Annotated in this window: 14 protein-coding genes and 1 tRNA gene; 10 read left to right on the top strand and 5 right to left on the bottom strand. The window is 37.6% G+C overall.

The window, feature by feature from the left end; all coding sequences use genetic code 11:
- Positions 1-7 precede the first annotated feature (7 nt).
- Together AC0VYH_RS08910 and AC0VYH_RS08915 are read left to right on the top strand one after the other, a co-directional pair.
- A complete protein-coding gene (locus tag AC0VYH_RS08910; protein ID WP_475373668.1) occupies positions 8-1,213 on the top strand; it encodes a hypothetical protein in 1,206 nt (401 codons plus the stop codon).
- A gap of 178 nt (positions 1,214-1,391) precedes the next feature.
- Positions 1,392-4,001 carry a glycosyltransferase gene (locus AC0VYH_RS08915; RefSeq protein WP_475373669.1) on the top strand — a complete coding sequence of 870 codons (2,610 nt, stop codon included), beginning with the start codon at positions 1,392-1,394 and terminating at the stop codon, positions 3,999-4,001.
- Positions 4,002-4,129: 128 nt separating this feature from the next.
- Here AC0VYH_RS08915 and AC0VYH_RS08920 read toward each other — a convergent pair whose 3' ends face one another.
- The 4 genes from AC0VYH_RS08920 to AC0VYH_RS08935 all read right to left on the bottom strand — a co-directional run bounded on the left by AC0VYH_RS08920 (position 4,130) and on the right by AC0VYH_RS08935 (position 6,764).
- The gene (locus tag AC0VYH_RS08920) at positions 4,130-4,813 is read right to left on the bottom strand and encodes a DUF421 domain-containing protein (RefSeq protein WP_475367202.1); all 684 of its coding nucleotides are present in this window, start codon (positions 4,811-4,813) and stop codon (positions 4,130-4,132) included.
- Between the two features lie 182 nt (positions 4,814-4,995).
- The gene (locus AC0VYH_RS08925; protein ID WP_430242045.1) at positions 4,996-5,418 is read right to left on the bottom strand and encodes a GNAT family N-acetyltransferase; all 423 of its coding nucleotides are present in this window, start codon (positions 5,416-5,418) and stop codon (positions 4,996-4,998) included.
- Complete coding sequence (locus AC0VYH_RS08930) at positions 5,418-5,933, bottom strand: YjcG family protein (protein ID WP_430242043.1); 516 nt, start codon at positions 5,931-5,933, stop codon at positions 5,418-5,420. The genes AC0VYH_RS08925 and AC0VYH_RS08930 overlap by 1 nt, the downstream gene beginning before the upstream one ends.
- 108 nt (positions 5,934-6,041) lie before the next feature.
- Positions 6,042-6,764, bottom strand: coding sequence for an alpha/beta hydrolase (locus AC0VYH_RS08935; protein ID WP_371017504.1), 723 nt, complete (start codon positions 6,762-6,764; stop codon positions 6,042-6,044).
- Positions 6,765-6,881: 117 nt separating this feature from the next.
- On the opposite strand from AC0VYH_RS08935, the gene AC0VYH_RS08940 reads away from it, so the two are divergent.
- The 8 genes from AC0VYH_RS08940 to AC0VYH_RS08975 all read left to right on the top strand — a co-directional run bounded on the left by AC0VYH_RS08940 (position 6,882) and on the right by AC0VYH_RS08975 (position 11,611).
- Positions 6,882-7,436: a phosphatidylglycerophosphatase A family protein gene (locus AC0VYH_RS08940; protein WP_194221240.1), complete on the top strand. Its 555-nt coding sequence runs from the start codon at positions 6,882-6,884 to the stop codon at positions 7,434-7,436.
- A gap of 99 nt (positions 7,437-7,535) precedes the next feature.
- A tRNA-Val gene (locus AC0VYH_RS08945) sits at positions 7,536-7,611 on the top strand.
- A gap of 136 nt (positions 7,612-7,747) precedes the next feature.
- Positions 7,748-8,662, top strand: coding sequence for a tyrosine-type recombinase/integrase (locus tag AC0VYH_RS08950; RefSeq protein WP_475373670.1), 915 nt, complete (start codon positions 7,748-7,750; stop codon positions 8,660-8,662).
- Positions 8,659-8,916: an anti-repressor SinI family protein gene (locus AC0VYH_RS08955; RefSeq protein WP_475373671.1), complete on the top strand. Its 258-nt coding sequence runs from the start codon at positions 8,659-8,661 to the stop codon at positions 8,914-8,916. Before AC0VYH_RS08950 ends, AC0VYH_RS08955 begins: the two co-directional genes overlap by 4 nt.
- A 149-nt stretch (positions 8,917-9,065) precedes the next feature.
- Entirely contained in the window at positions 9,066-9,821 is a 756-nt protein-coding gene (locus AC0VYH_RS08960; RefSeq protein WP_475373672.1) for a helix-turn-helix domain-containing protein, read from the top strand.
- Between the two features lie 44 nt (positions 9,822-9,865).
- Positions 9,866-10,618, top strand: coding sequence for a hypothetical protein (locus tag AC0VYH_RS08965; RefSeq protein WP_475373673.1), 753 nt, complete (start codon positions 9,866-9,868; stop codon positions 10,616-10,618).
- Between the two features lie 59 nt (positions 10,619-10,677).
- Positions 10,678-11,379: a hypothetical protein gene (locus tag AC0VYH_RS08970; protein WP_475373674.1), complete on the top strand. Its 702-nt coding sequence runs from the start codon at positions 10,678-10,680 to the stop codon at positions 11,377-11,379.
- 22 nt (positions 11,380-11,401) lie between these two features.
- On the top strand, positions 11,402-11,611 hold the full coding sequence (locus tag AC0VYH_RS08975) for a hypothetical protein (RefSeq protein ID WP_475373675.1): 210 nt from the start codon (positions 11,402-11,404) through the stop codon (positions 11,609-11,611).
- A gap of 52 nt (positions 11,612-11,663) precedes the next feature.
- Here the strand turns inward: AC0VYH_RS08975 and AC0VYH_RS08980 are convergent, their stop codons facing one another.
- Positions 11,664-11,912 (bottom strand): hypothetical protein, encoded by a 249-nt coding sequence (locus AC0VYH_RS08980; RefSeq protein ID WP_475373676.1) that lies wholly within the window; start codon positions 11,910-11,912, stop codon positions 11,664-11,666.
- Positions 11,913-12,818 lie beyond the last annotated feature (906 nt).

The raw sequence follows: 12,818 nt of genomic DNA on the forward strand, positions 1-12,818 counted from the left end.
GTTGATTTTGGCGGATATAAACATTACTAATATTGGCCCAAATGTTAGTTCACAATTTGATGAGCTTCGAACTGCTGAAAGGACGCCAATCGTAGAATTGACATCCGTTTATGGTGTTTCTTCTATAAGAGATATTGTGACTACGACTGGCGGAGGAACCGTTACAAATGATGCAACTGAATATAGCGTTAGTACTTCTACAGGCGGCACTGACGCGGCTACACTGGATAGTGCATTAAGAGGAAGGTATGAACCCGGGTATGCTGGTGAGGCGGGGATAGGAATCCGTCTTCCCAGTCTTCCAACAGGTACACAAGTTACAAGGTGGGGTTTGTTTGATGATCACAACGGGGGTTACTTTGGTCGGAATGCAACAGATACCTTTGTAGCTGTTAGAAGAGGTGGTGTCGATACGGTTATTAATCAATCATCCTGGAATGTGGATCCGTTAGATGGAAGCGGTCCTAGTGGAACAACTCTTTCGCTAAGTAAAGGGAACATCTTTCAAATTCTTTTTACATGGTATGGATATGGAGTTATTGAATTTAGAGTCGTATTGCCAAATCCCACTACTCTTGCACAAGAAGTTATTACGGTTCACAGATACTCTCCAACCGGAGAAACAAGTTTTGTTGATCCCAATCTTCCACTAAGAGCGCAGGTCGATAACGATGGTACTGCATCAGCACTTTCCGTTTTTGTAGGTGGGAGACAATACGGGATTGTGGGGAGATATAATCCAATATACAGGGTTACATCTGAGAGAAGGACGGTTAGTGGAATTGGAGCAACGTTAACACCTCTCATTTCATTTAGGAGAAAATCAGTGTTTCCAGCAGGATCAGGAAGAGCTAATTCTGTTCAAATTAGTCTGGAAGGAATTCAGGTTATTTCTTCTTTAGATGTTGCTTATCAGGTCTTAATAGGCGGCACAATTAACGGTTCATTTGGGAATTTCCCTACGGCTAATACGAATATACCAAATACCGAGACGGCTTTAGAGGTGAATAATTCGGCCACAACATATACACCGGGGGAAGTAGTGTTTCAAGGAGCAACTTCAGGTGGTTCTAGAGTTAGCAGAGTAGTAGGTATGGATGAATTAATAGATTTCACTCTCCCAACGAATGAAATTGTTACGCTAGCGGCAGTGAATTTGGAGGGAGGTACAGCGACAGTAACGGCTACATTTTTACTAACTGAAAGTTGGTGAAGCTAAAAATAACAGCTCTCTAATACTTGAATAAACTTTCTAAAACGGGTACTCCCCTGATTATGTTTAAATCATTATAGCATCCTCTTGTAACCATGGGAGTCCCGTTATTTATAAAAGACCAACTATACCACCATTGAAATAAGTGAATAGATCTATTTATTAGGAGGAATGAGATTTGGTTTCAATCAGTTTATGCTTAATTGTAAAAAATGAAGAAGCTGTATTAGGGACATGTCTTCATTCCATTCATGACATTGTTGATGAGATTAATATTATCGATACAGGATCCGATGACAAGACAAAGGAGATTGCTGAAAGTTATCAAGCAAACATTTATGATTTTAAATGGGTAAATGATTTTGCGAAGGCTCGTAATTTTGCTTTTTCTAAAGCGACAATGGATTATATTCTATGGCTTGATGCGGACGATGTCTTTCTAGAAGAAGACCGTCAAAAGTTGAAGAAGTTGAAGAACGATCTCGATCCCTCTGTCGATTCAGTAAGGATGCACTACAACCTTTCCTTAGATGAATTTGGGAATGTGACTTCGAGTTTGATGCGAAATCGTCTAGTAAGGCGAGAGCGTCATTTCAAGTGGATCGGGGCAGTTCATGAGTATTTAGAAGTTGGTGGTAATATAATCAACAGTGAGATTTCTGTTCTTCATAATCCCATCCATCATGATGCAACTAGAAATATAACGATCTATAAAGAAAGGCTAGAACGTGGAGAACAATTTACTCCTAGAGATATGTATTATTTTGGTAATGAGCTTAAAGACCATAGCGAATTCGAAACGGCAATTGAGTATTATGAGAAATTTTTGGAAGGACAAAAAGGCTGGATCGAAGACAATGTGGCTACGTGTGCAAAGCTTGCTGACTGTTATGCTGCCCTTGGTAAGAAGGCAGACAGTTTGCGCTTTATCCTTCATTCTTTTTCTTATACTACACCAAGACCTGAATTTTGCTGTAAGGTAGCCAATTATTTCTTTGAAAAGAAGGATTATCAACCTGCTATATTTTGGTATAAATTAGCTACGAAAACAACCATTCAAGAAGATAATTTAGGTACCCAAAAGCGTTTCTATTCAAATTGGATTCCGTATATTCAACTTTGTGTTTGCTATGATGTTCTAGGAGATTATGAAACTGCTTATTACTATAATGAAATGGCGGGAGTTACTCGACCAGGTGACTCTAAATATGTGCAGAATAAACAGTATCTTGAAAAAAGGCTTCTTTCAGTTAAAAAGAAGGTTTTAATAGCAAGCCCGATTCGGCAAGATCCTGAGATTCTAAGGTATTTTCTGAAGTCATTGAAACGGCTAAATCAAGAAGGGTTATCATTTTATTATTATTTTATTAACGACAATAAGGATAAGAAATCAACGTTATTGTTAAAGGATTTTCAAAAGGAAATGCAGGAAGTGATGATTAAGGATATTGATTCTGAAGAAGAGTACCGAAAAAATCAGATGACACATTATTGGAATGAAAGCCTTGTATGGAAGGTCGCTCAATTTAAGGATGCAATGATTGAACATGCAAAAGAACATAAATTTGATTATATCTTTCTAGTGGATTCAGACCTTGTCTTACAAAAGGAAACGATTCAACATTTAGTTGCACAACAGAAAGATATTATATCCGAGGTATTCTGGACTAGATGGCAGCCTGAAGCGATGGAACAACCTCAAGTATGGCTTACTGACGAGTATACTCAATTTGAAAAAAAACCTGGTGAAGAACTAAACGATTCAGAAGAAGCACAGCGATATCGTGATTTCATCAATCAATTAAGGCAACCAGGTGTTTATGAAGTAGGCGGGCTTGGTGCATGTACATTACTTTCAAGGAATGCGCTTGAAAAAGGGGTATGCTTCAAAAAGATCCCGAATTTAACATTTTGGGGAGAGGATCGTCATTTTTGTATTCGAGCGGGTGCCCTTGGTGTTTCTTTATGGGCGGACACTCATTACCCTCCTTATCATCTTTATCGGCAATCGGACCTTGAAGGTGTAAATGATTACTTGGAGGAAGACGTGATTGAAATGCCTGTAGCGGATAAGAAACTGAAAACTTCTCAAAAACCACGAATTACGTTGTCTATGGTTATTAAAAATGAAGAGGGAAAATACTTAGAAAATGTATTAAGAAAGCACCTGGATTATATTGATGCGGCTGTGATCATAGACGATGGAAGCACGGACAATTCAGTTAGAATTTGCAAAAAAATACTAGAGGATATTCCGTTAACCCTTATTCATAATAGCGAATCCAAATTTTCAAATGAAATCACTCTCCGTAAACAGCAATGGGAGAAAACAATTGAAACAAATCCTGACTGGATTCTGAACATGGATGCTGATGAGATGTTTGAGGACGGCGTCGCTCAACAACTTAGAGCGCTAACAAACCAAGAAGAGTTTGATCTGTTTTCTTTCCGGATTTATGATATGTGGGACGGAAAGAACTATCGAGAAGATGAACAATGGAATGCTCACCATCTTTATCGTCCCTTTTTATTAAGATACAAAAACGATTTCATTTATAAATGGAAAGAACAGAAACAGCATTGTGGAAGATATCCTGAGAATATTTTTCAGCTTCCCAATAGCTTATCTTGTTTAAGAATTAAGCATTTAGGATGGTCTACCGAAGAACTGCGAGCAGAGAAATACAACCGGTATCTTAAACTAGATCCGGAAGCTGTATATGGAAAAAGAGGGCAGTATGAAAGTATTCTTGATCCTAATCCAAAATTGATCCAATGGCAAGAATAATAATTATACAGTTTAGGTAGATGATTGTGGTTCTTTCCATAAACATCTCATTTACCTATCACAATGATCCATATGATTAAGGATGTACGTTATTTAAAATTGGGATAAGGATTGGTAGTATAGATCGCCTAATCCTTATCTATTTTTTGTAGAAAAACACCTGTATCCTGTTGCCACTCCAATATTAATAAATCTTCAGCATGATCGATGTTATGCTCCTTAAGAACTTTATTCAACCATTCCTCATTGAAACCAGCATCATGAAGGTTTTCCCAGTCGATTTTCCCATCCGAAATAATATCAACTGATAAATAACCCTGTTTTGGTTTAAGATCAAAATCTTGTTTTGTCGGCTGCTGATAATCTGACTTCTTTAATACACTAATGCTTCCATTTGTTTCAAGAATGGCGAATTCAACTTCTCGAAGTGAGAAAACATCCTTTTGTCGAAGTAGATTTTGTAATTGATTGATATCTAACTTGTTTTTTTGAAGTTGACGCCGATTAATTTTTCCGTGGCTGATCACAATAGAAGGATTTCCTTCAAGAATGCTTCTCGTACCTCTGAATTTCTGTGTAATCCATTCCACAATATAAATTAATATACCCCATAGTAGGACTGCATAGATAATCGAAAAAATATTGACTTCTTTGTCGTAAATCGCATTTCCTACAAGTTCTCCAAGTACGAGTGATGAGATAAAGTCAAAAGGTGTGATTTGAGTAATCTGTGTTTTACCAAGTGCCTTTGTTAGTACGAGTAAAGCTAGAAAGCCAACGAGTAGCTCTAACGTAATTGATCCAATACCCACAGATCACCATCTCCAATTCAATTTGCATCAATTTTAGCATGCACGAAAAAGGATGATTTAATTGGTTTTTTAGAATTTTTTGTTGATACGATTATATTTAAGAAAAAATATTCAGGTTGGAGAGAGGATACATTATTAATCGAAGGAGCTACAAATAAAAAGACACTGGTTAGAAACCAGTGTCATAGTGCTTTTATCATTGTGACGTGAGGTATCCCAGCGTCCATAAATTCTCCAGAAACTGTTGTGTACCCGAGTTTCTCATAAAACCCCACAGCCGTCATTTGTGCATTAAGCTTCATTTCTTTAAGGTTTAATTCTTTCGCATGTTTTTCAATTGAATTCATTAGAATCTGTCCGAGGCCTGTTTTACGATAGTCCCTTAGCACACAGATTCGTTCAACTTTAGCTATATGATCTAATACTCTAAAACGACCAGCAGCTGTAGGTTGGTGATCATCGTAAGCTACAAAGTGATAAGCGTGTTTCTCGTGCTCATCAATTTCTAATTCAGCGGGTACTTTTTGCTCTTCAACGAAAACAGTCTGTCTTACTTGAAAAGCATCATCCAACTCTTTCTTCGATTGAACGACTTTCACTTCCATTATCGAACTTTGCCAAGATGGAACGTTTCATAAACGGTCCACATTCCATTTTCTAATTGATAAAGAAGCTGGAAGCGATCGATCGTTTCTTCGTGATTAACATCTTTCATCTGCAAGCTACCATATACATCAGAATGTTCATCATCCGAAAGGTTCTGTGCGATCGTAATGTGAGGAACAAAGTTGTAGTCACGTTCCGAAAGTGCCTCTTCAGGATTTAACTTTCTATGCAAATCATCAAGAACTTCATTGTCTTTCACTTTAAAATAAAGCACGTTGTTAACAGGGTTAAAAGATCCTACTTTATAAACATGCATTGAAAAAGGTTTAGACTCATCAGAGATTTTGTGTAGCACAGGTGTTAATTTCTGAATCTCTTCTTCCGTTGCATCAAAGCCCTCGCGTAAAGTCAAATGTGGTGGAATGAGCGCATAGTGCGGATCATAACGTTTTCGAAAGGAGTTAGCAACGTCTGCTAGTTTTTTCGATGGGAAAATTGCAATGCCGTATTTCATATTCCATTCCCTCCTGGTTAATATACTCGATTGCCATTAATGACAAGTCATATAACGTTCCATTTATAATTATACCAAAAATTCAAAAATAAGAAACGATTGACTCACTTAGAGTTTAAACATGTGTAAAAGAGAGCGTTTCATATCCGGTTGCCAGTTCTTCCAAAGGTGACCGCCTTCGAATTCATCATAGAAATAATCAAAATCTTTTTCCTTTATAATTTTATTTAATTTACGGTTCGGATTAATGAAATTTTTTGTTTTCCCATCTGTTGTAGGTACTTCTGTTTCTTCTGTTCCGATAATATGGTATAGAGATAGCAACTCAGGCTCAGCAAAGTCCTCTACCTTATTCATGATTGCCTCATCTACATATGGTGAATGAAGGATAGCCCTACCAAACGTTCTTGGATAGTCAAGAGAAGCGCGCAAAGCGACTGTAGCTGCTAAAGAGTCCCCAATTAATCCTCTTCCATAACCAAGATGGTAGGTAGCATACTGTTCATCTAAATAAGGAACAAGTTCATTCGCAAGAAAACGAAGATAATCATCTGACTGCTCTCCGTCTGGGTGATATTTTCTCCAGCGATCTTCCACACTTTTATAGGGAATCCCTACAATAATGAGCTCTTCAATTTCGTCATCTTCAATTAGTTCATCGGCTGTGCGGCCAAGTCTTCCTAATTTAAAGTAATCGCTCCCATCATTAGCGATAAGAAAAGAGTATTTGTATAGTGGTGAATAATTATATGGTAAATAAACTTGGAAAGGAATTTCTTCTTTTAAATAGTGACTGTAGATGCTTTCATCTTTGTATGTACCTCGATTCATTGCAGTGCCTCCCGTAAAATTGTTGAAATAGTTTGATTGTTTGACAATGTAAAAAACATTAGTGATATAATGATTCTAACACATAATTATTTATCGTTTACAGAGAGGGGTCTTATTATGAAGAAGCGCATCCATAGTAGAGAAACAGAAGCAGCAGCAAAAGCCCTAATAAAAGAACGTGGCGTTACAATCGAGGATATTGCAGAAATTGTTTACGAAATGCAATCCCCATATGTAGATGACCTTTCCATGGAGGACTGTGTCGAAAGTGTTGAGGCTGTTCTCACAAAACGAGAAATCCAGCATGCGGTTCTTGTTGGAATTGAACTAGATAAGCTAGCGGAACAAGGGAAGCTTTCTGAACCACTTCAATCCATTGTGGAGACGGATGAAGGGTTATTTGGTGTTGATGAAACAATCGCACTTGGCGCCGTATTCGGCTACGGTAGTATTGCGGTTACGACATTCGGTCACCTTGATAAACAAAAATTTGGTATCATCGAAAAGCTTGATACAAAAGTAGGGGAAAGTGTTCACACCTTCCTTGATGATCTCATCGCCAGCATTGCGGCAAATGCATCTAGTCGCCTTGCGCATCGTCTGCGTGATCGAGAAGAATCCCTTGATAAAGAAGAGCGTGAAAAGCGAGATAAAGAAGAACGAATCGGATAAATGAAAGGGCATCGTTTCGGTGCCCTTTTTTCTAATATTTTCCCATGAAAGGATTGACAGTTCTTTAGAACTTCATGTATATTTATAAATGTCTTAATTGATCCGTTAGCTCAGTTGGGAGAGCGCTACCTTGACAGGGTAGAGGTCGTTGGTTCGAGCCCAATACGGATCACCAGCCTTGATATAACAGCATTTTAAGATATAGAGTGTAAAATGGTCTTGCAAAGAACCTTTTAAGGTTTTAGCTCACGACTACACTCACAAGCCACTTTTCTTTTGAGTAAAAACTCATTAGGAAGGTGGCTTTTTTCATGTTAATTAGATATGCCATGAAAGAATTTATTATTGAACGAGAATACCAGAACCTCTCCAAGAATACCCTCAAGGCTTACGAGATGACGTTTGAGACCTTCCTCAAGTGGGCTGATGAGCAACAGCTCCAAAGGATTCAAGACGTTACTACAAGGACAGTAAAAGCTTTTTTGTCCTACCTCAGAAACGAAAGAAACAATAACCCCACCTCATTAAATACAAAACACAGACAGCTTAAAGCGTTCTTTAACTTTTTGGTGAGCGAGGAGCTTTTAGAAAGCAATCCAGCTACACCAATCAAGAAAGTAAAGGAAGACATTAAAATAAAGACTTTCTCTGATGAGGAAGTCAAAGAGATACTTACACACTTACGCAGGGTTAAGAGGAGAGAACACACACTCTTTGCCATTCGTAACCACACTGTTTTTGTCACCTTAATTGGGACAGGTCTCAGGGCTTCTGAGCTGACCTCCTTGAAGTGGTCTGACATAGACCTCATTGAGCGTTACTTGAAAGTGTTTGGTAAAAACAGAAGAGAGCAGACAGTCCCACTCTCAGAGTCACTGGTGAAGGAGCTAGCGTACTGGAGAGAGTTTTGTTTTAACAAGTTTGGTGATCTTTCTCCTTATGTATTTGTGAACCAGCAAAATAAGCAATTCACTGTTAATGGTCTCAAGTGTGTCTTCAAGAGAATAGCTCAAGTTATGGAGTTTCCAGAGACTCGCTGTTCAGCTCACTCATGCAGACACTATTTTGCTAAGAAGTGGGTAACTTCAGGAGGGAGTATTTCAACGCTCTCTAAGGTGCTAAGACACTCAAGTATTAAGACGACTGAAAAGTATTTACACTGGTTTGGTTCAGAAATTAAGGATGATTACGACAAGTACAATGCTCTGAAGGATTTGAACATATGAGGATAGATCAGGAGTGGCTCAAGTTAATTATGGAAGCTAGAGAGCTGGGACTATCCATTGGAGAAGTGAAAACCTTTATTAATAAGGGAGCTGTCTCAGGGATTGAAACTGGCATGTCACAAAGAGAGCAAAAGTTGTGGGAGCAGAAGGAAGCTCTTGAGTACCTCATTAGTAATGACACCAGAGAAAAAGACAAAGCAATCCATGAGGAAGGACTCAAGAAAATTAAACAAGCTCTATTGAAGTATCTGTAAGCAAATATAAAAGGAGCTATCCTTTAACAGTTTTGGCGGACTGAGGATAGCTCCCAAAGAAAATACCGAGAGGTGGTTCCTCTCTTCTTTCATTATAAGTATAGAAGGAAATTGGAGCAACCTCTTTGGTTTATTCTGAGGAGGATACCATGGACAAGTTAAGACAATATGAGACGTTCTCCAGTGTGTCACAAATGGATGAACATATAAGCAAGGTGCTGACTCATTTTGAATTGAGCAAGAATGAAAGGGAGCTCCTTTGGCTTTTCTCAGGTCATTCAGTGAAATTCGTAGGAGTCAGCTTCTTAAAGTTGGATTCAATGGCTAAAGCTCTAGAGGTATCAAAGAAGACTATTCAACGTGTTCTCAAGTCTCTCTCTGATCTAGGAATCATTAAGCGCATACGAACAATTAGACCAGTAAGAGGGGGCTTTGGTGCTTCTTTAACACTCATCTGTCCAATCGAACTGACCACTCGTGAGGAAGCTACGGAACCAGCTCCAGAGCGTTCTCAAGAGCAATCTGGCTCAAAGGAAACCTTTTCTTTTAAAGCCTTCTCAAAAGATATTAAGTACATACGACAACAGGAGATAGATTATAGCTTTTTAACTGAATTTGTTCCTAGTGAGTTCATTAGAGTAGTGAAACCCTTTGTGAGTCCTGAGGAAGTATACTCTTTGTGGGGTAAAGCTCAGGTGTGTGCTAAGAGATATGCTCCAGCTGTTATGGATATTATTGAGCCAGCTGTCAGAGCGTTTAAGGCTTCAGTGACAGCTTACAAGTTCAATCGAATAAAGAAGAGCTTTGGTGCTTACTTCTGGGGTTCACTCTCAGGGGTGTTTGCTCATGAACAGAGGAAGGAAGTGAGTGTCAATTTCTTAAACTGGATAAAACCAAAAGAGTAAATATTACCAATTAATGTTATGATTTTTAAAAAAGGAGAGATATCTTGAATCAATACGAAAAGTTCTTGAAATCAATGGAGAAAGTAGGGGAGTCTATGGCTGGTGTTTCAAATATAGGAGAAAGAATAGCTGTATCTATCCCCAAAATTGAATTACCAAGGTTTGATTTCCCTAAATTTGATATTGATTATGAGCGCATTAGAAGTATTACCATTAACAATTCAAAGTACGGATGGACATTAACGGGTGAAATGAGTCTTGGTGGGTATTTGAATGACAATTTGTTAAATGAATCTATAAATACCGTAGATCATTATTTTTATACATATTATAAATCTAATGATTGGAAAAATTATTATAAGACTAAAGAAAAAGTGATTGAAGGAATTAACTATAAATGGAATGAATTAATAAATGAATGTTTTGTGAGTTTTGAGAATGATAAATATAAAATTGCAATCCCAACTTTGATTTCAGTAATAGAGGGAGAAGTGAGTGAAATAGCTGAAACGCACAAAGTAGGTAAGCAATTACTTGATTCTTTAAAAGCAAAGATTGATACAGATGAAGATAAATTCGAAGCAATATTAATGTATTCATTGTATTTATTTTTAGATGAAGAGCTCTTTAAATCACGAAAGTTTTCCGATAGTAGGCGAAAACTTATTAATAGACACTGGGTAATTCATGGTAGAGATGACCCGAAATATTGGAAGAAGATCGATGCACTAAGATTAATAAATGTTTTATCAACTGTTCAGTTTGCAAAAAGAGTTTTAATTAAGTTACTGGATTAAAATCACTACATGCCATTGAAAATACTGTTGAACATATGAGTTATAGATGGAGTGTATTTATGTTAAATATTGGTGGTTTCACTGACTTTTTATTATGGATAATGGATAGAGCAATTGGTGGTGTTATCATTGGTATCTTTGGTTTCATCACTGCACTTATTATTTATAGAATAATTAACTTCCATTTAATCGAAAGGGACTCTATTAAAGAAGACATTTCTTCCTTTCTTAAAGCTTGGAACGGTGAGTGGGATAAGGACACCACTCATTCCATGGCTACAATGGAAGACCCAGAAGCTATTAAAGAAATGTCAACTGTTTATCCCTCTACTGAAGCCATAACTCATAGGGTAAGAACTACCTTCAAACTCTATAAATATAACCAGTGGGGATTAAAATATGATAAAGAATTTATCAATGCTGTATTAGAGGATATGCTTCTTGAAGGCTGTGTAAGTGCAATTTATGAAGCTGAAACAGCTGAGGTAGTAGGCTGGAGATATTCTGGAGAGTGTAATAGAAGAGTGAAATTATCATCATTTAAGCAGGGAAAAGTGGAGACTATAGATTCTGGTAAAATGATAATTATCTCAAATGGTAGAAAGGAAGTTCGCATAAAAGTAGATGAAATTGAGAGTACTGTCCTTAATAAAAGTAACTTGGATATTCTTACTATTACTAAAGCTATAGAATTTAAGTGTGGGTTTAAATGGAGAGCAAGAAAAATGAAGGAAGTAGTGGATAGAGTAGCAAGATTATAATACTTCATTTGGAGGTGATTCTTTGAGTTACCACTTCATGCACGTTGAATGGGTTGGAACTAACAAGCTTATCAAAGTAATGGATTTTAAAGAAGGTCAGACAATCACCTTTTACCCCTCTGAGATCGAAACTGAGGTAAAAGCTAAAGAGCCAGAACTTTATATGCACCTGAAAGAGAACGAGGAAGAGTTGATAAAACATTTAGAGAATCCTATTAAGGTTAAGAAGTAAATTGCTATATTCCATTAACCAAAAAGACCCTTGAGCTGGGTCTCTCGTGTTTCTATATATCCTTTTTGTTCTTGGAGAATGATAGTCTTTCAGCTTCTGAGGGTTCATGTCTGTCAATTCTGTTCAAAAGAGTGTTAATTTTTCCTCTTAACTTTGGAATTTTTGTGTTAAGGTGTCCATACATTTTTACATTAGGGTGAAGGTCTGTAACAAGTCCATTTTCTAGTTCAGTTAGAATGTTATATATTTCATTTAATTCCCAGCTGTACTTTTTAGCAATACCAATATTTTTCTCACTCATATTCAATTCATCTCCTCATTTTTTTATCAGAGTTAACTTTCTACGCTCTGGAGTCTATTCCCTTTATTTGTAACAGTATTAGAGCCACACTCATTATAATTACTGTAGGTAATTATCCTTTTGATCGAGCATATACCTTTTGAGCTGGAACTCTTGAGTACACTGAATGTGCCATATGCCAGACATCCTGCTAGGGTGGTATTCAATCAGGTAGGCTATTGAGAATAGCTCTAGAGGATTAATGTGGTATTAAATGAAGCATATGAAAGGAAAGGAAACTGGGCTAGTTTGTGAGCTACAAAATGTTAGTGAATATGAGAAGATAAAGCAAAGAAGAAGCTGGCTTCAGTATGTGAGATCGAGAGTGTTAGCTTCAGTATGGGAGATCAGTTCATGAGACAGGATATAAATGAAAATAAAAGTGGACTTGTGAGGTGTAGCTTGTTAGTAAGACCTTGTGAGCCAGTTCTTTAATGTCTATTATGAGCTGGAGCTTTTAAGGTGTAACTCTTTGCGAGGGAGTATGTGAGGTGGTTCTATTTGTGGGCTCTAGAGGTGGCTTGAGAGAGGACTTATTGGGTTAACTTCTGAGATGGCTTTAGAGCTGGTCTAATGGGGTTTTACAAGCTTACCTCCCTCTCCACGAGGTTGTTTTTGAGTATAAGCCACCGAGAACTATTTAGCACCCCATGAGCTCACTCCAAAAGCCCACTCAACCACCATGACCCAACAGTTTAACCTTCCAGAGTCTACCTCCATAGCAAGCACCTGAGACAGTTTTCAGAGCCTTTCATGGGTTCACTTCCAGAGCCACAAACCAGCTAGAAAGCCCACTGAGACAGACCAAACTGGTGACCACTATACATGCTAAAAAGCACCTTCTAGACCACTTTACAACCCACCTTT

The organism is Anaerobacillus sp. QJM3NY_32 (assembly GCF_056173645.1).

Excerpts from the sequence above, each read along its gene's own strand:
- AC0VYH_RS08950 (WP_475373670.1), top strand. The coding sequence starts at position 7,748 with ATGTTAATTAGATATGCCATGAAAGAATTTATTATTGAACGAGAATAC.
- AC0VYH_RS08955 (WP_475373671.1), top strand. The coding sequence starts at position 8,659 with ATGAGGATAGATCAGGAGTGGCTCAAGTTAATTATGGAAGCTAGAGAG.
- AC0VYH_RS08940 (WP_194221240.1), top strand. The coding sequence starts at position 6,882 with ATGAAGAAGCGCATCCATAGTAGAGAAACAGAAGCAGCAGCAAAAGCC.
- AC0VYH_RS08960 (WP_475373672.1), top strand. The coding sequence starts at position 9,066 with ATGGACAAGTTAAGACAATATGAGACGTTCTCCAGTGTGTCACAAATG.
- AC0VYH_RS08935 (WP_371017504.1), bottom strand. The coding sequence starts at position 6,764 with ATGAATCGAGGTACATACAAAGATGAAAGCATCTACAGTCACTATTTA.
- AC0VYH_RS08980 (WP_475373676.1), bottom strand. The coding sequence starts at position 11,912 with ATGAGTGAGAAAAATATTGGTATTGCTAAAAAGTACAGCTGGGAATTA.
- AC0VYH_RS08925 (WP_430242045.1), bottom strand. The coding sequence starts at position 5,418 with ATGGAAGTGAAAGTCGTTCAATCGAAGAAAGAGTTGGATGATGCTTTT.
- AC0VYH_RS08970 (WP_475373674.1), top strand. The coding sequence starts at position 10,678 with ATGTTAAATATTGGTGGTTTCACTGACTTTTTATTATGGATAATGGAT.
- AC0VYH_RS08930 (WP_430242043.1), bottom strand. The coding sequence starts at position 5,933 with ATGAAATACGGCATTGCAATTTTCCCATCGAAAAAACTAGCAGACGTT.